We start from the raw sequence: 23335 nt of genomic DNA, 5'->3' as shown, positions 1-23335 counted from the left end.
AGTATGATTTTGATAAATAAGAAACCTCATTTTAAAAAGAGCGCTGTCATTAGGGCAGTGCTTTTTTGTGGCTTGTATCACTACTTATCAATGTTGATAAAACTAAAGTAGCAGGCGATTAATCTAATTTGGCTTCATACAGAATGGCTCAGATAGCATCTGTAGTTGTAGCTGTATAAGCCCGCCTATGGTACGATATGAAGGATTGGCAAGCGACTCAGCTAGCGAATCATGCGATCATAGACATGGGATTGGGGATAACATCTTGAAGACGTTTAAGAAAGTTTACATAGAAATTACGAGTATTTGTAATCTGGCCTGCACGTTCTGCCCGCCGACGGAGCGCAAGGCCAACTTCATTAAAGTGGAAGACTTTGCGAGAAGATTGGATGAGATCAAGCCGCATACGAGTTACATTTATCTGCATGTGAAGGGGGAGCCGCTGCTCCATCCGAAGATCGATGAGCTGCTGGATATCAGCCATGAAAAAGGGTTCAAGGTCAACATTACGACCAACGGCACGTTGATCGCGAAGAACCGGCATAAGCTGCTGGGCAAGCCGGCCTTAAGACAGATGAACTTCTCGCTCCACAGCTTTGACGGCCATGTCGGGTCCACGGACCGTGAGGGATATTTGCGGGAGATTCTATCCTTTGTTCGTGCTGCCGAGGAGCATAAAGTCATCTTCTCGTTCCGTTTGTGGAATCTGACCCAGGACAACCAAACGAACCTGGAGAAGAGCCGCAATCGCCAGACACTCGAAATTTTGGAGCAGGAATTCAACCTGGACTACCGAATCGAGGAAAAGGTTGAACCCGGCGGCGGCGTGAAGGTCGCCGACCATGTCTATCTGAATCAGGATTATGAGTTTCAGTGGCCAAGTCTGACAGCCCCGGAGGATGAAGGCAAAGGCTTCTGCCATGCGCTTCGCAGCCAGGCGGCCATTCTGGTAGACGGGACGGTCGTGCCGTGCTGTCTGGATGGGGAAGGGGTCATCAACTTGGGCAATATCCATCAGAAATCCTTCTCGGAGATCGTTGACGGGGAGCGGGCGAACAATCTTGTGGATGGATTTTCGCGCCGGGAAGCTGTTGAGGAGTTATGCAGAAAATGCGGGTATCGGCAGCGGTTTGGGGCATAACTGGAACTGGATATAAAGACGTAGTGTACGTTTAGAAAATAGGAACAGTGCCGTCATAAAATTGGATCGTTTTTTGTGTAATTATTTAGTTTATTATGGGTTTTTCGCATATTCAGCCTTATAATTGGATAAACATGATTTTTCAAGCTGGAGTTACTCTTTGAATTACTTAAAAACAGGAATTCGGGGAGGCAGTATAAATGAATAACAACCGTGATCATGAACGAGAAGAACTTGAGAACAAACTAAGGAAAGAGTATGAAAAAAATGCAATTTTAAATTTTTCACAATCCATTGGAAAAACAATGATTGGTCATCAAACAGGATGCTTAACTACGCTAATAGCAATATTTATCATATTCCTAATTTTCTTCTTGAATAAGTAAAATCAATGATCCAAAGAAAGGTGGGTTGAATGAAATTTTGCGGTAGATAATAGCCGAAACGAGAGGCGGAGAAAAATTCCGCTTCTTTTTTTGTGCTAATGTATGGTATCGTTATATGTTATGACGTAAAGGAACGGCTTGTGGAGACTCTATATGAGATGCCCCATGTTACGTGATGAGACAATATAGGTATTCACCTTAAAGGAGACCCCATGACATTTCAAGATTTAAATATATCCCCCGTGATTCTCAAGGCTTTAGCGAAGGAGAATTACAAGACGCCAACGCCTATTCAGGCTCAGGCGATCCCGGCTGTGTTGGCCGGCAGAGATTTGCTGGGCTGCGCGCAGACCGGAACAGGGAAGACCGCCGCTTTTTCGGTACCGATGATTCAGCTGTTGAACGAACAGCCCCCTAAACCAGGGATGGCGCGCCGTATTCGCGCGTTGGTGTTGTCGCCGACCCGGGAGCTTGCCCTGCAAATTTCGGATAACGTGAAAGCCTACAGTCAGTTCACAAAGCTGCGGTCGACGGCCATTGTTGGCGGCGTTTCGCAAAAAACACAGGAGCGGGCGCTTCAGCAAGGAGCGGACATCCTCATTGCTACGCCAGGCAGACTTCTGGATCTTATGAATCAGAAGCGTGTCGATCTGCAGCATGTGGAGATTCTGGTGCTGGATGAGGCTGACCGGATGCTTGATATGGGCTTTATTCATGACGTAAAACGAATTATTGCCAAAATGCCGAGCAAAAGACAAACGCTGTTCTTCTCGGCTACCATGCCTGCGGAGATTACCCAGCTTGTCAAAACCTTATTGCAAAACCCTGTAAAAGTAGAGATTACGCCGGTTTCATCAACGGCCGAACGGATCAAGCAATCGGTGTACCTGCTGGAAACAGGAAATAAGCAGAAACAGTTGAATGAGCTGATGAAGGACCCATCCATCGTGTCGGCCCTGGTCTTCACACGTACAAAGCGCGGGGCTGACCGGGTTGTTCGCGATCTGACGAAGGTGAACATCTCTGCACAAGCCATTCACGGGAATAAATCGCAGGTCAGCCGTCAGACGGCACTCAAAAATTTCAAAAGCGGGGAAACCCGGGTTCTGGTGGCTACGGATATTGCGGCGCGAGGCATTGATATCGACGAGCTGTCGCATGTCATTAACTTTAACCTTCCGAACATTCCGGAAACGTACGTTCACCGGATTGGCCGGACGGGGCGTGCGGGACTGAGCGGAACGGCGATATCGTTCTGCGAAGTGGACGAGGTGCCTTTTCTCCGGGATATCGAGAAGTTAATCGGCAAGTCCATTCCCGAAGTGAAGGACCATGCCTTCCCGATGTCAGGATCATTAAGAGCAGCCAAGGTAGACCGATCGCCGAAATCGGGCACGGCCAAACCCGGAAAAGCCAAATCAGCAGCAGTTAGACCTGCTAAACCGAAGGCCGATGCCACCCGTAAGCCAAAGACCGACACGGCTCGTAAACCGAAGTCAGACGCGGCTCGCCATTCGAGCACGAATTCGGCACGTAACCCGAAGGCGGAAGTTGTTCTTAATCCGTATTCAGAGATGGCACGTAAGTTCAAAGCGGAAGCGGTTCATAACCCTAAGGACGGTCAAGCCCGTAAACGCAAGTCCGGTGGATTCAACAAGGGAAGCAAGACCGGCAGACCCCAGTAAGAGGAAAAGACGCGTAGGCGTTCCCCGGCCTCCCTGACAATCATCCTAAACTTAAGAAGCACCCTGTTCCACTTGTGATGTGGAAGGGTGCTTTTTTTTCGGAATGGAATGGGAGTTACGTGCTCTTTCTCCCTGCCAGAAACAGGAACAGTGGGATTCTGCGCCTGCGCTCATAGGTTTCCTCGTGTATGAAATGTTCTCGCACGGGACTGGATTCCCTAAGCTGCTCCACGATAAACCCGGCTTCCTGCATCGCCCTGAAATAATCCTCGACGGTTCGATGGTACTTGTGAACGGTACCGCCGAGCCATTGCTGTTCCCGGTAGCCTTCGATGAAGTAGTTGTCCACCACCCAATTCGTTCTGGTACCGGACGGTTGAAGCGTGGAGGTAATGACGGGATGCTCGACGGAGAAGACAAACCTGCCGCTTGGCTTCAAGCTCTGATAAATGCATTGAAAGACGCGCTCGATATCCTGCAGATAATGAATGGCGAGCCTGGAGAGCACCAGATCATAGGAATCGCGGGGATATGTAAAGTCCTCGAGCCTCGTGTGTACAACGGTTCCGTTGCAGCCGGCGAGATTGTTCGAAGCGGCTTCCACCATATTACGGGAACCCTCGATTCCTACATATGATGCACATCCTTTTTCCAACAATTCCACGCCAAAGCCAGCATCGCCGCAACCCAGGTCCAATACGAGCTGCTCTGAGACATCTCCCAGCAGCTGCCAGATGATGGGCTTCTCCAATGTATCGTTGGCATTCTCCTGCCCTTGCCGTCGCTGCATGTAGTTCTCGAAGTTCGTATCGTTGTCATAAAAATCGGATCCGTTATAGCTCATAGGCACCTCCTGCTTGGAATGATCCTTACACTCGATATTTCAGAAGATCAGCCAGCCGTGCTAATCCACCTAACACAGCCGTCTGCAAAATCCGGGGCGGTCCCGCGAGGTACCCATCCATAACTCTCCAAGCGGCACCAAGCCATAAGGGGTTCGACGGAATCCCCTTGTTGTTAAGTTTGCCTTCACATTCCAATTTGTGAATAAGCTCAAACATGTTCCAATGTTGTCCCGGAGGGCGAATCTCATGCAGGGCAACCAGTCGGTCTGTGCTAACATTCCAGAATTGGTGAATCTGAGTCGGAAGGATGCGGGCCTGCCCCCCTTGCTCTACGATCGTCTCTTCTCCGTTAATCACAAATCGCATAAGCCCCTCTTGTACAGTAAATGTTTCTTGCAGAACCGGATGCCAATGCGGGCCGTTCATCGGACCTTGCTTAACAATCGTATGTTGTACCAAGAGATAGTCCCCTTGGTCGTCGGTGCCGCTGTCGAGTAAGGTTACGGTTCGACCATCAGGATGAACAAGGGTTTTTCCTGTCGCATGACTCACCTCGATCCGTTATTTTGGATAATAGGGGATGTTTTCCTTATGATTCATTATAACGGAACGTTCCTCCCGGAATAATACCTAGGCTATGATTTAAGATATAAAATATCGTGCCGATATGAACCGGGCTATTCCTCCCAAAGTGGAATACGCTTTATAGCGAATCTGCGACACGCTGGTTCCCGTACTCGAAGCGATGTATAATTGGGTACGATTCATAATCAAAAAAATTACAGTTGGCGGGTGTAGAATTGCAAATTCAAAAGATAAAGAATAGAAGTTTCTTGTTTACCAACCATATCCCTACTGGATGGGATTTAAATGTTCAACTGATTATGGGAGACCGGAATAATTACATTATCGATACGGGTCTGGGCTCACGGAACATCGAGCCTGTCAAAGAATACATAAAGCATGACAGCAAGCCAACCATTGTAATCAATACGCACCATCATTGGGACCATATCTGGGGAAATGGCTCGTTCCGAGACTGTATCATCATATCTCACAAGCTATGCAGGGAAATGATGGAGTCGGGCTGGGAAGGCATGATCCAGAAAAACATGAGGTTTGTTGAGGGCGAGGCAGAATTGGTTCTTCCCAATCTGACATTTGATCACGAATTATATTTTCCGGAAGACAACATACGGCTCATTTATACTCCTGGCCATACCGTGGATTCTATAAGTGTGTTGGACGAGTTAGAGCAGGTGATCCATGTAGGCGATAATGTAGGTGACTCCATGGATGAAATTATTCCAAGCATTTATGTTGAACAAGATCTTTATATACAAACGCTTTTGAAATATAAAGAAATGGATTTTGACACGTGTATATCGGGTCATAATGTGATGTTGGATAAGCAGGTCATAGAGCAGATATTGAGCAAGCTTTAGGATCTGGGTAGAGCTATATTGCCGAAAAGCAGATAACCGAGTGCAACGGGAATAACCCCGTTTTCTCTCGGTTTTTATTTATCGGCGGGGATGCATTTATACCTCGGTTATATCACCACGTCGCTCGGACGAATCCGTTGCGTAGTAAACGGATGGAGCTTGGCATGGTGGATATTCCTCCTTACAGAATTAATGCTGGAACCTATTTTGCGGTCTCCTGTAAGGTGAGAGTCAATAGGTTAAAAACAACTAAAGTTGCTTAGTTGCATTCAGAGAACAATGTTGGAATATCTGTGTGAATGGAAGTTGGTTCATCAGCGGAAACATCGTACCCCCTTATCAACAACGGTCCTTATCGTGTAAAGTAAAAAATAAGAAGAATCCAACGAGTTGGAGGTGTGTTAATGAGCAACCTGTTGCAGGTTAGAGTGACCGGAATCCTGATTGAAGACGAACATATTTTACTGGTCAAACAGAGCGTTTCGGCAGAACGTGGCTGGTCGCTTCCAGGAGGAAGGGTAGAGCAGGGGGAAACCCTGGAAGAAGCCATGGTTCGGGAAATGGTAGAGGAAACCGGGCTGACCACCAAAGTGAAGAAACTCCTGTATCTATGTGATAAACCAGATTCATCGCCATCCCTGTTACATATTACTTTTTTGCTGGAACGCTTAGAGGGGGAGATCCGACTCCCATCGAACGAGTTCGACTCCAATCCCATAGGTGATGTGGTCTTGGTCCCAATCGCAGATCTACCAAGCTACGGGTTCACCGAGAAGTTTATGACGATCGTTCAGCACGGATTTCCCGAGTCCGGAAGCTATCAAGGACTCAAGGTTAATATTGGATTGTAGAGGAGGCACTGGTTCCATGAAAAACGTATTTATTGTGCGGCATTGCAACGCAGAGGGACAAGCTGCCGACGCTCCGTTAACCGGGCAGGGCATTCAGCAAGCGCTTGAACTTGCGGAGTTTCTCTCGGATAAAGGGATTGATCATATTGTTTCGAGCCCTTACCGTAGAGCCAGCGATACAATAAAACCGTTGGCGGATCTCATTGGCGTGGAAGTCGTGATGGATGAGAGATTAACGGAGAGAATTCTATCGAGTCGCAATGAGCCTGCTTGGCGGGAGATGCTTCGCCGAACTTATGATGATTTGGAGTTGTGTTATGAAGGCGGGGAATCAAGTCGTACAGCCATGCACCGCGCCGTTCGTGTAGTGGAGGAGATCCAGCAGAACTCCAGCCAGAATGCTGTCATCGTGTCGCATGGCAACCTGATCTCGCTTCTGCTGAAGCATTACGACAACCGAATTGGATTCAGGGAGTGGGAGGGCTTGTCCAATCCTGATGTATACCATCTTAGCTTTCTGCAAGATGCACCCGGCATACAACGAATATGGACCTCATGAAGGCTTGAAACGCTTATGTAAAAAAGAATTCATAAGCGTTTATTCCCTATATTTGACGACAGGTCGTCCCCTATAATGGAGCTGCACAGATATCCAGCTTGCTCGCCTTGAGGAGATTACAATTCTCATAACAAAGGATAAACGCAATGTAGACCAGCTGTGTGCATGGGTTCGCAACAACATTAGAGAGATTATGAAATAAAGGGGATACGAAACATGGCCAAAACAAAACGGGGCCGCGCACTCTGGAGTATGCCATCACGTGGCCGCGGCACATGCCCGGTATGCAGCACTTCTCGCATCAAGCTCCTTTACGTCGCCAACAAGTCGGACGGCACGGCGTTGAAGGTATGCAAGAGATGCCAGAATGCCGATCAGTCCAGAGTCGACGCTGCTGTCGTGTAAGACGCGGTTCGTCGGTTAACTGCATGTGAATACGAAACTTGAGAAACGATAGTCATGCAGCAGCCCGCTCCTTTATAACAATGGAGCGGGCTGTTTCACGTTCTGTGAAGTTCAGGCGTTACTGAAGGTTTACTTTGAATTTCGGATGGGATAATATCTGATTTAATGAAACATAAATTAGATGTTCGTCAAATTGTGTAGGGAGTGAACATATCCATGCAATTGGATAAGGTGGTTAGTTATCATAAGGCGCTTGCAGACCCGACGCGAATCAAAATGCTGATCCTGTTAGCCGAAGGCGAATTGAACGGACAGGTGCTGGCCGAGAAGATCGGCGTCACCCCCGCAACGATTACGCACCATGCAGCAAAGCTGCGGGAAGCGAGCCTGATTAAAGAGCGCAGGGATAAGAACACGATCTATTTTTCGCTAAATGATTATTTTATCGCAAATAGCGCGAGAGCGACGGAGAATTTGATCTATCAGAGAGTAAGGCCCGCAGGCGTTCCGGAGCGCTTGGAGGAAGACGATCAGCGGACGAGGGACGCTGTCGTGAAGAATTTTTTCACTTCCGAGAGAAAGCTGAAGAGCATCCCTGCCCAGCTGAAGAAGAAACTCATCGTGCTTACGCATATGGTATCCCGACTTGAGAAGGGACGTAAGTACACCGAGAAGGAAATCAACGAGTTTATTCAGGGTTACCATGAGGACTTTGCGACTCTTCGCCGGGAGTTCATCATGCATCATTTCATGTTCAGGGATAATGGGGTATATGAGCTCAATCCGCAAGAGATGTGGGCACGGTGGGAGGATCTATCCTCATGAAAGAGGATTCGCCGCTATCGGAGCAACGGATAGAGGATGCTAAAGCGGGGGATTTTGAAGCTTACCGGATGATTGTCCATCAGTATTCCAATGCCCTGTTATCCGTTGCGTACAGTGTACTGGGGGACTTCCACGAGGCGCAGGATGCCGTGCAGGAGGCGTTTTTGAAGAGTTACCGTAACCTGCATACGCTGAACGATCCTGCCAAGCTTGGCAGCTGGTTATATGCGATTGCGCACCGGACCAGTCTCGATTTTGCCAAAAGAAGCAGGCGAACGCTCCCGCTGCATGAAACGTCTTTATCATCGGACAATATCACGCCATGGCTGGAACAATATGTGATCCATGACTCCGTCTGGGGAGCCTTGCAGGAATTGGAGGAGAAGAGTAAAACCGTTGTCGTCCTGCATTACTTAAGCGAGTGGTCCATGAAAGAGATCGGACAGTTCCTTAATATGTCGGTATCTGCGGTTGAAAGCCGTATACGGCGTGCCAGAGAAGTTTTGAAACAGCATCTTGCCCGTGATTTCGAACATTATTTCCATACCCATCGTCTGGGGAGGGATTTCGAGCAGCAGGTCTTGGAGCAAGTCCTTAAGCGAGCCGGTCATTTCTATATTCCAGTCACGGATAAGAGGCAGGCGACCGCATGGTTTATCCTGCATTTTCATCTGGAAACCAGCAGGCACGGAAATCCGGTACTGGAATCCGGACAGGAATTGTATTTGCTCGAATGTCAGCATCACTCACCGGCCAGCATGCCAGTACTCACGTTCGAAGTAGCGAGCGTTGGGCAGTTAGGGCACCGGCTGCATCAACAGGGGGTTAGAAGCGAGCCGATCCGGGAGGATAATGTATTCGGCAAATGGCTGGCATTTTACGATCCCGATGGCAATAAGTATCTTGCGATTGAAAAACATGGATAAAAAATAGGGACTTCGTGACGGAATTGATCCGGCTCCATCGTCTATATATTGAAACCACATTAAACAAGAGGTGAATAGGATGACGACAGACAACCAATTAAACGAAGTGCCCAAGCTCCAATCCGTGAACAAGCCTTTGCTAAAGAAGGTTCATTGCAATTATCTCCCGGTAAGGAATCTTCCGCTGGCGGTAAAATGGTACTCTGAGCTATTTGGCCTTACTGTGAGAAAATGCGACGACACGGGCGCTATCCTGATCCTAGGGGACGGACAGTGGCTATTCCTGCTGGAAACGCTCGATAACCGAACAGCCAACTTTGTAACCAACCAATGGGATGGGGAGAACTATGAGATGTTTTCGTTAACCTTCGAGGTCGAGAACATTACCGAGCTGCACAAACGGCTGCGGGAGAACGGAGCAGAGGTCGAGCCGCTGGTTGATCACGGTTCCTGCGGATTGCAGTTCAAATTCAAGGATGTGGACGGCAACAAGTTTAATGTTTGGCAGGATGCACCCACGGGCTGACGGATAGAAGAATGGAATGGATAGGCAAGCGCTGGCTTTCATAAGGCAGATGGCTTGCCTTTTTTTTGTTGTTAAAGCGCCGGGGCCATCCTTGCTGCTGGGTCTGGCGCCTCTAATGTTACTCATAATCACGGGACAAGCGTCGTAAATGTAGGTGGTAGTCTAATTCTCCGGCAACGTTTACAATAGGGGATATAGGGATTAAATGCCAAGTGAGGTGATTGGATGGAATTCTACCGCTGCATGAACCATCCCGAGAGGGAGGCCGTCGCTCAGTGCACTCGCTGCGGGAAGCCAGTGTGTCAGGAATGCCATAATCCGGAGACAGGCCGCTGTCGCTACCGCTGCGGTGAGATGAACCCCGCTCCCGGCGTGCCGGGACGGCAAAGGAACGTATGGGTGACCGTGATCATCTCCATACTGGCCATTTTGGGCGGCCTTGCGCTGCTGCTGCTGACGATTTGCGGCGCAATCTTATTTTCTTATTAAAATAACGCGTGCCAATTTCCGGTTAGATTGCTTTTCCAATTCAAGTTTTGATATCAAGGAGTGGACAGATGGAGTTTCCTGTTTATGTGTACCTGGGTTCCTGGCGGATTCATCCGCACGTGCTGTTTGAATCGCTGGCCTACTTTCTCGGCTTCCGCGTGTATTTATGGACCCGCAGGCCGAGCGGCATGACGAAGCTGATGAGCCTGCAGATTCTGGCTGGAATCATTGCCGGCGCGGCCATTGGCTCCAAGCTGCTATTCTGGCTGGAGGATCCGGCCGCCACCTGGGAACAGCTGCGCCAATTCCATCTGCTGTGGGGAGGCAAGACGATTGTAGGCGGTCTTCTGGGCGGGTTGATCGGCGTTGAGCTGACGAAGCGCTTGGTGGGATGGAAGCATTCCACGGGCGATGATTTTGTTTATCCGCTGATGCTGGGCCTGGGACTCGGACGGATCGGCTGTTTTCTGACCGGTCTGGATGACCATACCTATGGTACGCCGACGACCTGGTTCACGGGTGTGGATTTTGGCGACGGGGTTTATCGCCACCCGACTCAGCTGTATGAGATCCTGTTCCTGATCGTGCTGGCCTTGCTGCTGCTTCCGCTGTACCGCCAAAGCCGTGGCAGATCCGCTCGCGAGGGTTACGTGTCCGGGCGGATGTTTCAATGGTTCATGGCCGGGTATCTGCTGTTCCGCCTGGTGATCGACTGGATCAAGCCGACGCCGCATCCTTACCTGGGACTGAACAATATCCAATTAGCCTGCATCGCGGGCCTCATCTATTATGCGTGGCTGATCGGCGGCAGAAACCGGCTTCGCCGATCGATGCCGGGTTCCCAACTTCCAAGCTGACCAAAGGAGTCTTGATTATGCCAAAAAACCGGCCTTATCTGTATCATGAACTGACCAACAGCATATGCACGACCTGTTACCGCAAAGTGGAAGCCAAGATCATCGAGGAGAACGGCATGATCTACATGCTCAAAAGATGCCTCGTTCACGGTCCGGAAAAAGTGCTGATCGCAACCGAGGCCGATTATTACCATCAGACGCGAAAGTTCATCAAGCCGTCCGAAATGCCGCTCGTCTGGAATACGCCGATCCGTTACGGCTGTCCTTACGACTGCGGACTCTGTCCGGACCATGAGCAGCACAGCTGTCTCACGCTGCTGGAGATCACGGACCACTGCAACCTGCAGTGTCCGATCTGCTTCGCGGAATCGTCGCCGCATCGCACTTCCTACAGGTCGCTTGCACAGATCGAATTCATGCTCGACCGGATCGTCGAGAACGAGGGGGAGCCCGACATCGTGCAGATCAGCGGCGGCGAGCCGACGACGCATCCGGATTTTTTTGACATCCTGGACATGTGCAAGAGCCGCCCCATCAAGCATATTATGGTGAACACGAACGGTATCCGCATTGCCCAGGACCGCGATTTTGCGCGGAGGCTCGCCGAATATATGCCCGGCTTCGAAATCTACCTGCAGTTCGACAGTTTTGAGGCGCATGTGCTGAAGGAGCTGAGAGGGGCCGACCTGCGGCGCATCCGCCAGCAGGCCATTGACCATCTGAATGAATTCAACATATCCACGACGCTGGTCGTCACGCTGAAGAAAGGCCTCAATGACGGCGAGATCGGAGACATTATTCAGTACGGACTTCAGCAAAAAGCAGTGCGCGGCGTGACTATTCAGCCGATTCAGGCCGCAGGCCGGCTGGAGGGGTATGATCCGGCAACCGATCGGCTGACCGTGAGCGAAGTCCGGCGGATGATCATCGATCAGTCCGAGGTGTTTACGGATGCGGACATTCTGCCGGTGCCTTGCCATCCGGATTGTCTGGCGATGGGCTACGCATTGAAGCTGGGCGGGGAAGTGCTGCCGTTGACGCGGATGATCGACCCGGAAATCCTGCTCGAGGGCGACAGCAACACGATTGTGTTTGAGCAGGATCCGGTCATCCGAAGCAAAATGTTCGAGCTGCTGTCAACGGGCCATTCGCCGCAATCCTCGGCGCTCTCCCTGAAGAGCCTGCTCTGCTGTCTGCCGCTGGCCGCCGTACCGGAGCAGATTACCTATGACAACGTCTTCCGGGTCATTATCATGCAGTTCCTGGATGCCCATAACTTCGATGTCCGCTCCGTCAAGAAATCCTGCGTCCACATCATGCATCCCGACGGACGGATGATCCCGTTCGATACCTACAACATGTTCTACCGGGATGACAAGGAAGAGCTGCTGAAGGAGCTGAAGGCAGAGGTTGCCACGGCCTGGGACCGGTAAGCCGTTCTAAGGCAATGCACACTCCATGCCTATGAAACGAAAAGTCGATCCGAGCTTACATAGGGAGGCGATACATTGTGCAGAACAATAGCCCTGAATTTGATAAGGTGTCTCCATTTCAGTTGGATCAGAACATGAAGATTGATAACGCCGGAGCGGACGAACGGTTATGGTATTCCCCATTGGAGGAGCCGTTCCGAGTATCGGGCTTTGCCTGGCTCGACGTTGAACATAAATATCGCAGGCTGCCTACCGTTCCTGATGTTCCCATAGGGCCGGAGGTGGATGCATTAGCGAACTGCACATCAGGTGGTCAGATCCGCTTCCGCACGAATTCGCGAAGCGTCTCGGTCCGCGTGCGGCTGACCGCAGGATCCGGCATGTATCACATGCCGCCAACGGGGGAGTGCGGAGTGGATGCTTATATCGGCGGCCCGGGCGAGTGGAAACATGCAGGAACGGCCCGTTTCCAGCCAGGTCAGGTAGAGTATGAGAGCAGTCTTGTCACTGTCGAGGACCGCAAAGTACGCTCGTTCCTGCTCAACATGCCTTTATACCAGGGCGTCGAGGAGATATGGATTGGACTTGAACCAGAAGCGGAGGTCTGGGCGCCGGAATCCTATGATTCTTCCAAAAAAGTGATTGTATACGGAACATCCATCACCCAAGGAGGATGCGCGTCGCGGCCCGGCATGTCGTACACGAATATCTTAAGCCGCAGGCTGCATCTGGAGTTTGTCAACCTGGGCTTCTCGGGGAACGGCAAGGGAGAGCCGGAGCTTGCCGAGCTGGCCGCCCAAATCTCGGAGCCGGCCTGCCTCGTGATTGATTATGAGGCGAATTGCGGGGGGACCGAAGCTTATCGGCAGACCTTGCCGCAGTATATCGAGACTTACCGGAAGTTCCATCCCCAGGTTCCCATCATCCTGGTATCCCGCATCCCTCATGGAGCCGAGTCGTTTATGCCGGAGTTTCGCGAAGGACGGCTGGTGCGGAAAAAGTTCCAGATGGATCTGATCCGGCAGCTGACCGAGGACGGAGACCATAACCTAACATTTGTGGATGGATCGGATTGGTTAGGTGACGATCCCGGGGAGACGACCGTTGATGGGGTTCATCCGACCGACCTTGGCTTCAAGCTGATGGCGGATGGGCTTGAGCCTGTGCTAAGGCAAGTGATTGGCGATAGAGCCGCTGCAGCAGGGCGATAGGGCAGCTAACCGTCCATAGGTTAGCGTATCGGTGTATGTAGGTGTATGTATGGAGATTCATTATCGCAATGAAACGTAAATAAGGTGAATCAATAAGTTACAAAGTCCGTTCCTGGTTGGAACGGGCTTTTGTCTGTGCCCTCGCCTAATTCAAAAACTTTTGATTGTTTGCCTAATAAATGGGATGTTATGATAACAAATAACTAATAAATAATAACTAACCGATTATGCTAAAGGATGTGTGCAGCTTATGGCAGGAAAAGTCACGATGCAGCAAATTGCCGATCATCTCGGACTTTCAAAGTTCGCAGTTTCTAAAGCGCTTTCAGGTAAATCCGGCGTCAGTCTGGAGACAAGGGAGAAAATCGTGAACGTCGCGACCCAACTCGGCTATTTTGCCAACAAGCCGCCGAAGGCCGGAGGCAAGAAAAACGAAACTAAAGCCAGCGGCACCCTTGCCGCAAGGGAGACCGTAATCGTGCTCGTTCCGAATGTCCGTTATCAGACACGCGATTCCCTGTATTGGGGACGAATTATCGATGGAATCACAAATGAGCTTGAGCTGAGGGAGACGGGGATGGTCATCGTGACCGACCAATTCAAGGACAGCTTTGCGAACCTGATTAATCCGAGCGGGGTGAGAGGCATCATCGGCGTCGGATTCATCTCGTCGCAGCTGCTCCTCGAAATCCGGAGCCTGGATATCCCCTTCGTATTGATCGATCATGAAGATCCGCTGATTCCGTCAGACTCCCTGTTCATGAACAATGTGGAGTGCACGAGACGGGTAACCAATTACTTGACGGGGTGCGGGCATCGAAAGCTTCAGTTTGTAGGCAACGTCCGGTTTTCGCGCAGCTTCACCGATCGTTATCAAGGGTACCGCTCCGTTCTCGGCGAGCAGGGGATCCCGCTGAATCAGAACGAGGAGCTGCTCAGCTTCGAAGGGGACAACCGTTCCGAAATGACGGAGGCGCTGGAGATGATTATAAGTCGAATGGATGAACTGCCGACCGCTTTTGTGTGCGCGAACGACTCCATTGCCATCTGCATTATGACGGTCCTTGGCAAGCTGGGTACCAAAGTGCCTGCCGATTGCTCGGTTACCGGCTTTGACAACATTGAGGATGCGGCTTTTGCGACCCCGTCGCTTAGCACCATCCATGTCAACAAGGAGGCGTTCGGACGCAGGGCGGTGGAGATGTTGATGAGACGGGTGGAGCAGCCGGATAGTCCGCTGGAAAAAATACTGCTTGCCGGCGACTTCATCCTCCGCGAATCCACGGCTTATGCCAAGAAGGTCGATTGAGATGAATATGCGCGGCTGCATTGCCCGTCTATGGAAGGAGCGGCCGGCCGGGCGTCTGGACCGGAAGCTGTTTGTGGTCTTTTTGTTTCTGATCATCCTGCCGATCGGACTCATCACGTATTTTGCGGCAGAACGCTATACGGCCACCATCGAGAATAATACGGTCGCCTACGTGTCCCAACTGTCGAGCAAAATGATGGGCAAGCTGGACGATTACGTGACCGATATGATGAAAATTTCGATCATTCCCTCGTACCTCAACGAAATTCAGTCAGGGCTAGAGCTGTCGAATCGGCATTACCAGGCGGAAGGGCAGCCGAAGGAATCGGCGAGCCTGAACGAGAGCGAGCTGAAGCTCCAGATCACGCGCAAGGTCGAGCGGAGCATCTATTTCATGAACAACATAAAGGAAGGCACGAGTAACGTGTATCTGTTCGACCTTTTCGGCAACCCGTACTATGTGGTCAAAAGCGGCGGGAACCGCTCGAATCTGCAGCAGTACTATGACAACTGGCGCAAGCTCGCCACGGCGGCCGGCGGCCGGCCCGTGCTGGTCAGCACGCAGGAGATTGCCGTGTCCGCCGGCAGCAAGCAGTATATGTTCACGGTCGTCCGCGACATTATCGATAAATCGTATCATTCCATCGGCACCATCGTGGTGGATGCCAACATCGGCGTGATCGAGAACATTGTCACCGACCTGGAGGAAACGACGCACGGCACCACCTTCATCTTGGACGACAACGGGACCGTAATCTATGACAGCGAGAAGAAATATTTGTCCCGCAGCATGACCGATAATGAGGCGCTTGCCCAGGCCACCGGAACCGAAGGGAGCTTTCGCCTTGACGTTGGCGGGGAGGAGCAGCTGGTCGTTTACCGGAAATCCGAGCAGACGGGCTGGCTGATCCTGATTACGGTGCCGGAGCGTCAGCTGATGCAGGATGCCCTTAAGACCCGCAAAATTACGATCGCTGCAGCTGTCGGCGTTACCAGCTTTGCCCTCATCATTTCCCTGATTCTGATTTATGCGCTGACAAGACCGCTGCGGTCCATCGTCCATCTGATGAAGCAGGTGCAGACCGGCAAGCTGGATGTGGTGTTCCCGGTCCGAAGGCGTGACGAGGCAGCGCTGATCGGCGTTTCGTTCAACCGGATGATGGCACGCATCAAACAGCTTATTGATGATATTTACACGATCGAGAAGCGGAAGAAGGAGGCGGAGCTGGAGCGCCTACAGCACCAGATCAATCCGCATTTTATCTACAACACGCTGGAGACGATCCGGATGACGGCCGTCCTTCATGATGATCATGAGGTGGGGGATATGGTTCAGCTGTTAGGCCAGCAGCTCCGTTACAGCATTCATGCCGGCAGCGAGGTCGTGGAGGTGAAGCACGAGTGGGAGCATGTCAAAGCCTACATCGAGCTGCTGAATTACCGTTACGGCGAGCGGTTCATGCTGACATTGCCGGAAGATCCGGCAGCTAATTCCATTAAGGTGATGAAGCTGCTGTTTCAACCGATTATCGAGAATGCCGTCAATCATGGCTTTGACGAGAACAAACCCGTGCTCCATCTGACCATTACCTATGCTATGGATGGCACGGACCATGTTTTTACCGTGACGGATGACGGGTTAGGCATGTCGGCAGAAGCGCTTGACAGGCTGCGCCACGTGCTGGATCAGGCGCAGCCTCAAGGTACGGACGGCCGGGGGGTCGGGCTGCGCAATGTGCATGAGAGACTTCAGCTCCGATACGGCAGACCTTACGGCCTTGCCGTAGACAGCGAGGAAGGGCAGGGCACTTCCGTTCGGATTACATTTCCCGCGGACCATACAGAAGAACCGAGAACAGGAGGACTTGCGAATGCTTAACATTGCAGTGGTGGATGATGAGGAACGGATCAGGTTAGGGCTGGGCAAGCTCATACAGGATGCAGGCGAGCAGTACCGCGTCGTGGGGACGTTCGCAAGCGGTCAGGAGCTGCTGGATCAATGGCATGAGCTGCAGCCCGATCTGGTCATTACCGATATCAAAATGCCGCAAATGAACGGGCTCCAGCTAATGGCGAATATCAAGCAGATGGCCTGCCATACCAAATTCGCCGTGCTGAGCGGTTATAACGATTTCGAATATGCCCGGACCGCCATGCGGCAGGGAGCCCTGGAGTATTTGCTCAAGCCGGTCAATATGAAAGAGCTGCTTCGCATGCTGGAGAACGTCGACGAGCTGGTCAAGGGCGAGCAGAACGAGCGCAAGCTGGAGTCGGACGATCTGGCGAGCTTCCTGTTAGGCGCGGATCAGCGAAAAATGCCGGGGCATTTGTTCGAGGAAGTCTGCGACCGACTGGATCAGCAGGCGCTGTTCCACGGATATTATGCGGTCATCCTGCTTCGCACATTCCCGGAAATCGTGGAAGAGAGGCTGCTTGAATGGACATCGGCTTGGGGGGCTGAGCGGAAAATTATCGACTGCGAAGGGGAACGGCAGGCGATCCTGGTGTCCATTGCAGAGTCCAGCCATGCGAATATCGTAAGGGAATGGGCTGCGATGCTCCTGCAGCAGCTTCCCGCGGGCACATCGGCGAAGGCAGGCATCAGCGGCGTGTTCAGTGGAAGCCGATGGCTGCCGCAGGCCTATAGGGAAGCCGCGAGCGTGCTGGAGCAGGCTTGGTACAGCGACGAAAGGCGCTGCTGTGGGGGTGAAGGCAGACCGCCGGTTCAGAAGGAAGAGCGCTACCGTCTTGTCCGTTCGCTGGATAAGCTGCTGCTTCCGGCACTGCGTGCCGGCGAGTATGCGCGCTTGCCGGCGGCGCTGCGGACATGGCTGGATGAGACGGCTTCCCTGCAGCCGGGCTGGGCCGAGCTGAGAGAGGTTTGTTTTGCCCTGGAGTCACATGTGGCGGAAGAGATGAAGCTGAGGGGCATTCCAGCAGGGGATGTGGATTGGAGCCTGGAGCCGGGGAACAGCGAGAATTGGCGCTCCTTCGCGGGCCAGCTGAAGATCGCTGTTGAGCAGGCTGCCGGGCTTCTGGATCAAGGGAAGAGCGAGCACCGGGCTGTGGAGACGATCAAAGTCTATATTCAGCAGCATTATACCGAGGAAATAGAGCTGCAGCACCTCGCCGATCTGGTCTATTTGACCCCGAGTTACTTGAGCAAGCTGTTCAAGACCGAGACGGGGGAGACGATTACCGACTATTGTATCGCCGTGCGAATCGAGCATGCCAAGCGGCTGCTGAAGGAGGATCACGGGCTCAAGACGTATATGGTCGGCGAACGCGTGGGCTACCCGGACCCGGCTTATTTTAATAAAGTATTCAAAAAAATGACCGGGAAAACTCCAAAAGAGTACCGTGATTTTGTTAGGTGACTGTTATCTAAACTGAGGACAATAAAAGCAAACAAAGTCTATTATTTTTCGGGGCGCTGTCTTTTATAATGATTGAAAACGGTACCATTTCATCCAGAAAGCGAGGAAGGGAATTGTTCAATTTCAGTTATAAAACGCAGCGCTATCTTATTCTGTTCGGTTTCCTTGCCATTCCGGTGCTCTTGTCACTGACCTTCTCTTATTATCCGGCACTATCGCTGTTGTATTACAGCTTGACGGACTGGTCGGGTCTCGGCTGGGATATGAACTTTATCGGCTTTGACAACTACGTCGAAATTTTTACGAAGCCTGAAGTGTTCAGTTCACTCAAGAACAATCTGTATTATCTGGTCGGGGGCCTCATCCAGGTCGTGTTTGCCCTCTATTTTGCCGTCATTCTGACAAGCAAGCTGAAGGGGAGAAACGGCTTCCGGGTTGCTTTGTTCCTGCCGTACGTGCTGCACAGCGTGGCCACGGTTATCATGTTCAAGAACGTATATCACATGGAGTACGGCTCTTTGAATACGCTGCTCGGCGCGCTTGGACTCGAATCCTTGCAGCAGAGCTGGCTGGGCGATAAGGGGATCGTGAATTTTGCCCTGGCGTTCATCTCGATGTGGAAGTACATGGGACTGAACATGGTTATTTTTATTGGGGCGCTCCAATCGATTCCGGGCGACCTGTATGAGGCAGCCTCGATTGACGGGGCATCGGGTTGGCAGAAGTTCCGTTACATCACACTGCCTAGCATCCGGGGCGTGCTGGAGCTGATGCTCATCCTTACCTTGACGGGCGCGCTCGAAGCGTTCGATATTCCGTTTGTGATGCTGCTCGGGGCGAACGATACGTCGACCTTCGTCATTAAGACGGTGGATACGGCGTTCAAGTATCAGAACTTTGGACTGGCTTCGGCGATGGCGGTTGTGTTGCTAATTATCGTGCTGCTGTTCATTGTCATCCAGCGGAAGCTGCTGTTCAGAGAGGAGAAGCAATCATGAGAAGGGAACGCTCGCTCGGCTTTACGATGTTCAACTATTTCACGCTGGTTGTCGCTTTGTTCGTGGTCTTTTTCCCGATTTACTCCATTTTTGTAGGGGCGTTCAAGACCCAGGTGGAGTATTATCAATCAGGCCTTAGTCTACCGGATAATTTTTTAAACTTCGAGAACTTTAAGCGGGTAATCGATATCGGGGATTTGGGACTTGGCTTTCGCAATATCCTGATCGTGCTGGTCATTTCGGTTGTCGGCAATATCCTGTTTGGCACCATGGTTGCTTATGCCGTCGGACGGTTTGAGTTCAAGATGAAAAAAGCCATCATGGGCATGTATCTGGTCGCTCAGGTCATCCCGATGGTCACGACACAAGTGGCTACCTTCAGCGTCATCCAGAGCCTGGGGGCCTACAACACGATGTTTGCGCCGATTCTGCTGTACTTAGGAGCCGACGTGCTCCAGATCGTCATCTATCTGCAATTCGTGAACAGCATCCCGCGGGATTTGGATGAGAGCGCCATGCTGGAGGGGGCGTCCTTGTTCAAAATCTACCGTTCCATCATCTTCCCGCTGCTTGCGCCAGCTACGGCCACCTTGGTCATTCTGAAGAGCATCTCGATCTACAACGATTTTTACACGCCGTACCTGTATATGCCGAGTCAGGACCTGAAGGTGGTGTCTACCGCGATCTATTCCTTCATCGGTCCGAACGCGGCGCAGCTGAACGTGATCTCGGCAGGCATTCTCATTATTTTCATTCCGACGGTCGTGTTGTTCTTGTTCATGCAGCGGTATATTTTTGCGGGGGTTACGAACGGAGCGGTCAAATAACGAACACTAGACGATGTAGAAGAGGAGACTCGATATATGAATTCGACAAACACGTGGACGGAAAAAGTATGCGGCATGACTTGGGGGTGGACCGGCGTACGGGGCTCCTGGACGGGACCCGAGGCGGAATTCTCCATGGAACGCATGGCGGACATGAACGTAAATTGGGTGGCCATTTCGCTGTCTGCCGTGCAGGCAACGCCGCAGTCGACGGAAATCCCGTTCCGGGAGGAACCGACGGTGACGGATGATGAGGTGCGATGGGCCATCCGCAAGGCGAAGAGCCTGGGCCTCAAGGTATGCTTGAAGCCGGTCGTGAACGTCGCGAACGGAACATGGCGAGCCCACATTAACTTCTTCGACGAAGAGGTTCCCGGTGAACCGAGCTGGGCCGAATGGTTCCGCTCCTATGGGGAATTCATTCGCCATTATGCCGAAATCGCGGAGGAAGAGCACTGCGAGATGCTGTGCGTGGGCTGCGAGATGGTGCAGGCCGACAAGCGGGATGCGGAGTGGCGGGCCCTGATTGCCGGKGTACGAAGCGTTTATAGCGGGCTGGTAACGTATAACTGCGATAAATATCAGGAGGAGCGCGTGGGTTGGTGGGATGCGGTAGATATCATCTCCTCCAGCGGCTATTATCCGATCGACCAGTGGGAGGAGCAGCTGGACCGGATCGAAGGCACGGTCCGCCGATGGAACAAGCCGTTCTTCTTCATGGAAGCCGGCTGCCCGAGCCGCGAGGGATCCCCGGCCCGCCCGAACGATTGGTCGCTGCCCGGCGGCCCGTCGGAGGAGGAGCAGCGGCGGTATTATGAAGCAATGTTCGCGGCCTGCGCCAAGCGGGATTGGATGCAGGGGTACATGCTGTGGGACTGGCCGGCACGGCTGTACGGTCTGGAGGAAGCGGCCCTGAACGATGATTATTGCATGTACGGCAAGTTGGCCGAGGAGACGGTGAAAACATTTTATGCTGCCGGAATTCGGGTTTAGATAGTTACCGGCTGGACTTACCGGGTTCGCCAGGTAGCTGAGCTTAAGAATATAGGGTTGGTATCGCACCGCTTGCTTCTTTAGACGCGCGGTGCGATTTTGCTATAGTTAAGGAGATATTCTGGAACCTAACAAGAAAGTGATATGTTAGCATAATTTATGACAATAAAAACAAAAACACTTCATTTGTTTTGGGCGTGTTAGCGATTATTATTTGGAATGTAAGCGATATCAGTAAGCGCTTCATGAGAAAACAGGAAGCGTAATACATTCATAGTACAGGGGGAAGACGAAATGAAAAAAAGATTCACGATGGCACTGCTTCTGCTCTTAACCGTATCATCCATTTTGGCCGCCTGCGGAGGAAATAAAACGAATAATGCAGGCACTGAGACGCCGCCGAGCAATAACGCAGGCAGCGAGCCGACCGAGGCATCCGGCAAAACGGAGCTTGGCGGCAAGCTGAAGGTGCTGACGCACCGAACCGACCTGGTGAATGACGGCACGCTGGACAAATACGTGGAAGCATTCAAAGCAAAATATCCGAAGGCCGAAATTGAATTCGAAGGATTGACGAACTATGCGACGGATATTCAGGTCCGTCTGACCACGGGAGAAGCCGGCGACGTGCTGATGATTCCGACAGGCCTTGCCACCTCGGAGTACAGCAAGTATTTTGAACCGCTGCCGGATGCGATGTTTGAGGATGTCTATTTTGCGGACAATACCCTCTTCGAAGGGAAACGCTATGGGATCTCCACGGGCGTGAATACGCAAGGGATTGTGTATAACAAGAAAGCATTCGAGGCTGCGGGCGTCGACAAAGTGCCAACCACGCTGGATGAGCTCTACGGGGCTGCGGAGAAGCTGAAAGCGGCGGACATCATTCCGCTGTACATGAACTTCGGGGCTCAATGGACGATGGGCAACTGGGCGGATAACTCCGCATGGTACGTGAACGGGGATCCGCAGTTCGCCTCGAAGCAGGTAGCCGAGGAAGCGCCGTTCCAGGTGGATAATGCTTGGGGAATCCTTGCGAATATTGGACGCACCTTCGTGCAGAATGAATGGGTAGAGAAAGACCTGTACACGAACAACTGGGAGATTTCGAAGGGCGAAGTGGCTTCCGGCAAAGCGGCGATGTACTTCCTGGGCAACTGGGTAATCCCGCAGGTGATCGGCGCAGGAGCAGCTTCGGAGGACATCGGCTTCTTCCCGCTCCCGTATGATAATAGCGGCAAGTACAACGCACCGCTCGGTTCGGATTATTTCATCGCCGTCAGCAAAGATAGCAAGAACAAAGAGCTTGCCACGGCTTGGGTCGATTTCTTCGTGAAGGAATCCGGCTATGTGGAAGATTCCGGCTTCATGCCGATCATCAAGTCGGCAGAGTCCTCCATCTCGCAGCTTGCCGAATTCCAATCGTTCAAACCGACGTTGATCGAGAGTGAAGCGACCGATCCGAAGTTTAACGAAATCGCCAATAAAGCACAAATCGGTATTGGTACTGGCGATTATGTTCAGGAATATATTGTGGCAGACGATCTGCAGGCTGCGTTCGACAAGCTGAATGCGAAGTGGAAGGAAGCCAAAACCGCACTGGGCTATTAATCTGGAGGAACCAGCAGGTTCAGCCGTAGTGCTGCTCGTGCTCGAGCGGCCTTATCCTGAGGTGATCAGGATAAGGCCGTTTCGTTACGAGTATAGATGGATTGAAGAGGAGGCGGATATATGAAGAGGATATTGTTGCTGGGCGATTCCATCCGGGAGGGATATGAGCCTTACGTTAGAGAAAGGCTGGCAAGCCTTGCAGAAGTCGTGGCACCGGGGGAGAACGGGCGCTTCTCGTTTTATACGCTGTGAAGGCGCTTGTGCCGATGGGCATTACGATTCATGATCTGAATGCCAGGGTCAAAGAGGATCTGAGCGGTTATTTGTCGGATGACCGCCTTCACTTGAATCAGGAAGGATACCGGATGTGCGCCGACTCGGTGGTGGAGATGCTCGGTCGCTATCTGTGACGTTTGGGCCAGGCCAATGAGCCTTAAGGCGCGAATCTATGGAATCTTTACCAAAAATGGCATAAGTCTATTATAGGTTCTAACAAATTTGTTACATCCTACTTGCGTTAAGACGATATTATAGAATAATATGAAGGGGCGCGGCTTTCATAGAGGGAACCCGCGCTTTTTTGCTATCTAACTTGCCTGGACACCTTCTTATCGGAAGCCCCCCCTGTAAGAGAGT

At 51.7% G+C, this 23335-nt stretch carries 25 protein-coding genes; 23 read left to right on the top strand and 2 right to left on the bottom strand.

Annotated features, from left to right (window positions below; all coding sequences use genetic code 11):
• Window positions 1–265: 265 nt before the first annotated feature.
• The 3 genes from ACPV3A_RS08395 to ACPV3A_RS08385 all read left to right on the top strand — a co-directional run bounded on the left by ACPV3A_RS08395 (window position 266) and on the right by ACPV3A_RS08385 (window position 3212).
• Window positions 266–1141: a radical SAM/SPASM domain-containing protein gene (locus ACPV3A_RS08395; RefSeq protein WP_194541134.1), complete on the top strand. Its 876-nt coding sequence runs from the start codon at window positions 266–268 to the stop codon at window positions 1139–1141.
• 200 nt (window positions 1142–1341) lie between these two features.
• Window positions 1342–1527 (top strand): hypothetical protein, encoded by a 186-nt coding sequence (locus ACPV3A_RS08390; protein WP_339222026.1) that lies wholly within the window; start codon window positions 1342–1344, stop codon window positions 1525–1527.
• 212 nt (window positions 1528–1739) lie between these two features.
• Window positions 1740–3212, top strand: a complete 1473-nt coding sequence (locus tag ACPV3A_RS08385; RefSeq protein ID WP_426198875.1) for a DEAD/DEAH box helicase — start codon at window positions 1740–1742, stop codon at window positions 3210–3212.
• A 115-nt stretch (window positions 3213–3327) separates the two neighbouring features.
• On the opposite strand, the gene ACPV3A_RS08380 is transcribed toward ACPV3A_RS08385, so the two are convergent.
• Together ACPV3A_RS08380 and ACPV3A_RS08375 are read right to left on the bottom strand one after the other, a co-directional pair.
• Complete coding sequence (locus ACPV3A_RS08380; RefSeq protein WP_426198873.1) at window positions 3328–4056, bottom strand: class I SAM-dependent methyltransferase; 729 nt, start codon at window positions 4054–4056, stop codon at window positions 3328–3330.
• Between the two features lie 25 nt (window positions 4057–4081).
• Window positions 4082–4516, bottom strand: coding sequence for a cupin domain-containing protein (locus ACPV3A_RS08375; protein WP_426198871.1), 435 nt, complete (start codon window positions 4514–4516; stop codon window positions 4082–4084).
• 341 nt (window positions 4517–4857) lie between these two features.
• On the opposite strand from ACPV3A_RS08375, the gene ACPV3A_RS08370 reads away from it, so the two are divergent.
• From ACPV3A_RS08370 to ACPV3A_RS08275, 20 genes are all read left to right on the top strand, one after another.
• Window positions 4858–5502 carry an MBL fold metallo-hydrolase gene (locus tag ACPV3A_RS08370; protein ID WP_220687514.1) on the top strand — a complete coding sequence of 215 codons (645 nt, stop codon included), beginning with the start codon at window positions 4858–4860 and terminating at the stop codon, window positions 5500–5502.
• A 404-nt stretch (window positions 5503–5906) separates the two neighbouring features.
• Window positions 5907–6353: an NUDIX hydrolase gene (locus tag ACPV3A_RS08365; protein WP_426198869.1), complete on the top strand. Its 447-nt coding sequence runs from the start codon at window positions 5907–5909 to the stop codon at window positions 6351–6353.
• Window positions 6354–6369: 16 nt separating this feature from the next.
• A complete protein-coding gene (locus ACPV3A_RS08360; RefSeq protein ID WP_426198867.1) occupies window positions 6370–6912 on the top strand; it encodes a histidine phosphatase family protein in 543 nt (180 codons plus the stop codon).
• A 216-nt stretch (window positions 6913–7128) separates the two neighbouring features.
• Window positions 7129–7317, top strand: a complete 189-nt coding sequence (locus ACPV3A_RS08355) for a hypothetical protein (protein WP_074961888.1) — start codon at window positions 7129–7131, stop codon at window positions 7315–7317.
• Window positions 7318–7533: 216 nt separating this feature from the next.
• On the top strand, window positions 7534–8142 hold the full coding sequence (locus tag ACPV3A_RS08350) for a metalloregulator ArsR/SmtB family transcription factor (protein WP_426198865.1): 609 nt from the start codon (window positions 7534–7536) through the stop codon (window positions 8140–8142).
• Window positions 8139–9068, top strand: coding sequence for a sigma-70 family RNA polymerase sigma factor (locus tag ACPV3A_RS08345; protein WP_426198863.1), 930 nt, complete (start codon window positions 8139–8141; stop codon window positions 9066–9068). Before ACPV3A_RS08350 ends, ACPV3A_RS08345 begins: the two co-directional genes overlap by 4 nt.
• A gap of 79 nt (window positions 9069–9147) precedes the next feature.
• Window positions 9148–9594: a VOC family protein gene (locus tag ACPV3A_RS08340; RefSeq protein WP_194541140.1), complete on the top strand. Its 447-nt coding sequence runs from the start codon at window positions 9148–9150 to the stop codon at window positions 9592–9594.
• A gap of 225 nt (window positions 9595–9819) precedes the next feature.
• Window positions 9820–10083 (top strand): B-box zinc finger protein, encoded by a 264-nt coding sequence (locus ACPV3A_RS08335; protein ID WP_216533096.1) that lies wholly within the window; start codon window positions 9820–9822, stop codon window positions 10081–10083.
• Window positions 10084–10151: 68 nt separating this feature from the next.
• On the top strand, window positions 10152–10940 hold the full coding sequence (locus ACPV3A_RS08330; protein WP_426198860.1) for a prolipoprotein diacylglyceryl transferase family protein: 789 nt from the start codon (window positions 10152–10154) through the stop codon (window positions 10938–10940).
• Between the two features lie 17 nt (window positions 10941–10957).
• Window positions 10958–12373: a radical SAM protein gene (locus ACPV3A_RS08325; RefSeq protein ID WP_194541143.1), complete on the top strand. Its 1416-nt coding sequence runs from the start codon at window positions 10958–10960 to the stop codon at window positions 12371–12373.
• A gap of 77 nt (window positions 12374–12450) precedes the next feature.
• Window positions 12451–13584 carry an SGNH/GDSL hydrolase family protein gene (locus ACPV3A_RS08320; protein ID WP_339222046.1) on the top strand — a complete coding sequence of 378 codons (1134 nt, stop codon included), beginning with the start codon at window positions 12451–12453 and terminating at the stop codon, window positions 13582–13584.
• A gap of 250 nt (window positions 13585–13834) precedes the next feature.
• Window positions 13835–14893 (top strand): LacI family DNA-binding transcriptional regulator, encoded by a 1059-nt coding sequence (locus ACPV3A_RS08315; protein WP_426198857.1) that lies wholly within the window; start codon window positions 13835–13837, stop codon window positions 14891–14893.
• 1 nt (window position 14894) lies between these two features.
• Complete coding sequence (locus tag ACPV3A_RS08310; RefSeq protein ID WP_426198855.1) at window positions 14895–16772, top strand: sensor histidine kinase; 1878 nt, start codon at window positions 14895–14897, stop codon at window positions 16770–16772.
• Window positions 16765–18270, top strand: coding sequence for a response regulator transcription factor (locus ACPV3A_RS08305; RefSeq protein ID WP_426198853.1), 1506 nt, complete (start codon window positions 16765–16767; stop codon window positions 18268–18270). Before ACPV3A_RS08310 ends, ACPV3A_RS08305 begins: the two co-directional genes overlap by 8 nt.
• A gap of 113 nt (window positions 18271–18383) precedes the next feature.
• Window positions 18384–19268, top strand: a complete 885-nt coding sequence (locus ACPV3A_RS08300) for a carbohydrate ABC transporter permease (RefSeq protein ID WP_071221331.1) — start codon at window positions 18384–18386, stop codon at window positions 19266–19268.
• On the top strand, window positions 19265–20095 hold the full coding sequence (locus tag ACPV3A_RS08295; protein WP_220686402.1) for a carbohydrate ABC transporter permease: 831 nt from the start codon (window positions 19265–19267) through the stop codon (window positions 20093–20095). The genes ACPV3A_RS08300 and ACPV3A_RS08295 overlap by 4 nt, the downstream gene beginning before the upstream one ends.
• A gap of 36 nt (window positions 20096–20131) precedes the next feature.
• Window positions 20132–21088: a glycoside hydrolase family 113 gene (locus tag ACPV3A_RS08290; RefSeq protein WP_426198850.1), complete on the top strand. Its 957-nt coding sequence runs from the start codon at window positions 20132–20134 to the stop codon at window positions 21086–21088.
• 294 nt (window positions 21089–21382) lie between these two features.
• On the top strand, window positions 21383–22699 hold the full coding sequence (locus ACPV3A_RS08285) for an ABC transporter substrate-binding protein (protein ID WP_426198848.1): 1317 nt from the start codon (window positions 21383–21385) through the stop codon (window positions 22697–22699).
• A 120-nt stretch (window positions 22700–22819) separates the two neighbouring features.
• Entirely contained in the window at window positions 22820–22951 is a 132-nt protein-coding gene (locus ACPV3A_RS08280) for a hypothetical protein (protein ID WP_426198846.1), read from the top strand.
• A 14-nt stretch (window positions 22952–22965) separates the two neighbouring features.
• Window positions 22966–23109 carry a hypothetical protein gene (locus ACPV3A_RS08275; protein WP_235613143.1) on the top strand — a complete coding sequence of 48 codons (144 nt, stop codon included), beginning with the start codon at window positions 22966–22968 and terminating at the stop codon, window positions 23107–23109.
• Window positions 23110–23335: the final 226 nt, after the last annotated feature.

It is taken from the genome of Paenibacillus sp. Dod16, assembly GCF_049893405.1.
Taxonomy (GTDB): domain Bacteria; phylum Bacillota; class Bacilli; order Paenibacillales; family Paenibacillaceae; genus Paenibacillus_AQ.
The sequence above is the reverse complement of the archived record's forward strand: the minus strand, read 5'-3'. Positions and strand labels throughout refer to the sequence as shown.

Bases quoted from the DNA above. Each gene is read 5' to 3' on its own strand.
- ACPV3A_RS08360 (WP_426198867.1), top strand. From the start codon at position 6,370: ATGAAAAACGTATTTATTGTGCGGCATTGCAACGCAGAGGGACAAGCT.
- ACPV3A_RS08345 (WP_426198863.1), top strand. From the start codon at position 8,139: ATGAAAGAGGATTCGCCGCTATCGGAGCAACGGATAGAGGATGCTAAA.
- ACPV3A_RS08350 (WP_426198865.1), top strand. From the start codon at position 7,534: ATGCAATTGGATAAGGTGGTTAGTTATCATAAGGCGCTTGCAGACCCG.
- ACPV3A_RS08305 (WP_426198853.1), top strand. From the start codon at position 16,765: ATGCTTAACATTGCAGTGGTGGATGATGAGGAACGGATCAGGTTAGGG.
- ACPV3A_RS08285 (WP_426198848.1), top strand. From the start codon at position 21,383: ATGAAAAAAAGATTCACGATGGCACTGCTTCTGCTCTTAACCGTATCA.
- ACPV3A_RS08385 (WP_426198875.1), top strand. From the start codon at position 1,740: ATGACATTTCAAGATTTAAATATATCCCCCGTGATTCTCAAGGCTTTA.
- ACPV3A_RS08295 (WP_220686402.1), top strand. From the start codon at position 19,265: ATGAGAAGGGAACGCTCGCTCGGCTTTACGATGTTCAACTATTTCACG.
- ACPV3A_RS08380 (WP_426198873.1), bottom strand. From the start codon at position 4,056: ATGAGCTATAACGGATCCGATTTTTATGACAACGATACGAACTTCGAG.
- ACPV3A_RS08335 (WP_216533096.1), top strand. From the start codon at position 9,820: ATGGAATTCTACCGCTGCATGAACCATCCCGAGAGGGAGGCCGTCGCT.
- ACPV3A_RS08390 (WP_339222026.1), top strand. From the start codon at position 1,342: ATGAATAACAACCGTGATCATGAACGAGAAGAACTTGAGAACAAACTA.
- ACPV3A_RS08280 (WP_426198846.1), top strand. From the start codon at position 22,820: ATGAAGAGGATATTGTTGCTGGGCGATTCCATCCGGGAGGGATATGAG.
- ACPV3A_RS08275 (WP_235613143.1), top strand. From the start codon at position 22,966: ATGGGCATTACGATTCATGATCTGAATGCCAGGGTCAAAGAGGATCTG.
- ACPV3A_RS08310 (WP_426198855.1), top strand. From the start codon at position 14,895: ATGAATATGCGCGGCTGCATTGCCCGTCTATGGAAGGAGCGGCCGGCC.
- ACPV3A_RS08355 (WP_074961888.1), top strand. From the start codon at position 7,129: ATGGCCAAAACAAAACGGGGCCGCGCACTCTGGAGTATGCCATCACGT.
- ACPV3A_RS08315 (WP_426198857.1), top strand. From the start codon at position 13,835: ATGGCAGGAAAAGTCACGATGCAGCAAATTGCCGATCATCTCGGACTT.
- ACPV3A_RS08325 (WP_194541143.1), top strand. From the start codon at position 10,958: ATGCCAAAAAACCGGCCTTATCTGTATCATGAACTGACCAACAGCATA.
- ACPV3A_RS08340 (WP_194541140.1), top strand. From the start codon at position 9,148: ATGACGACAGACAACCAATTAAACGAAGTGCCCAAGCTCCAATCCGTG.
- ACPV3A_RS08330 (WP_426198860.1), top strand. From the start codon at position 10,152: ATGGAGTTTCCTGTTTATGTGTACCTGGGTTCCTGGCGGATTCATCCG.
- ACPV3A_RS08365 (WP_426198869.1), top strand. From the start codon at position 5,907: ATGAGCAACCTGTTGCAGGTTAGAGTGACCGGAATCCTGATTGAAGAC.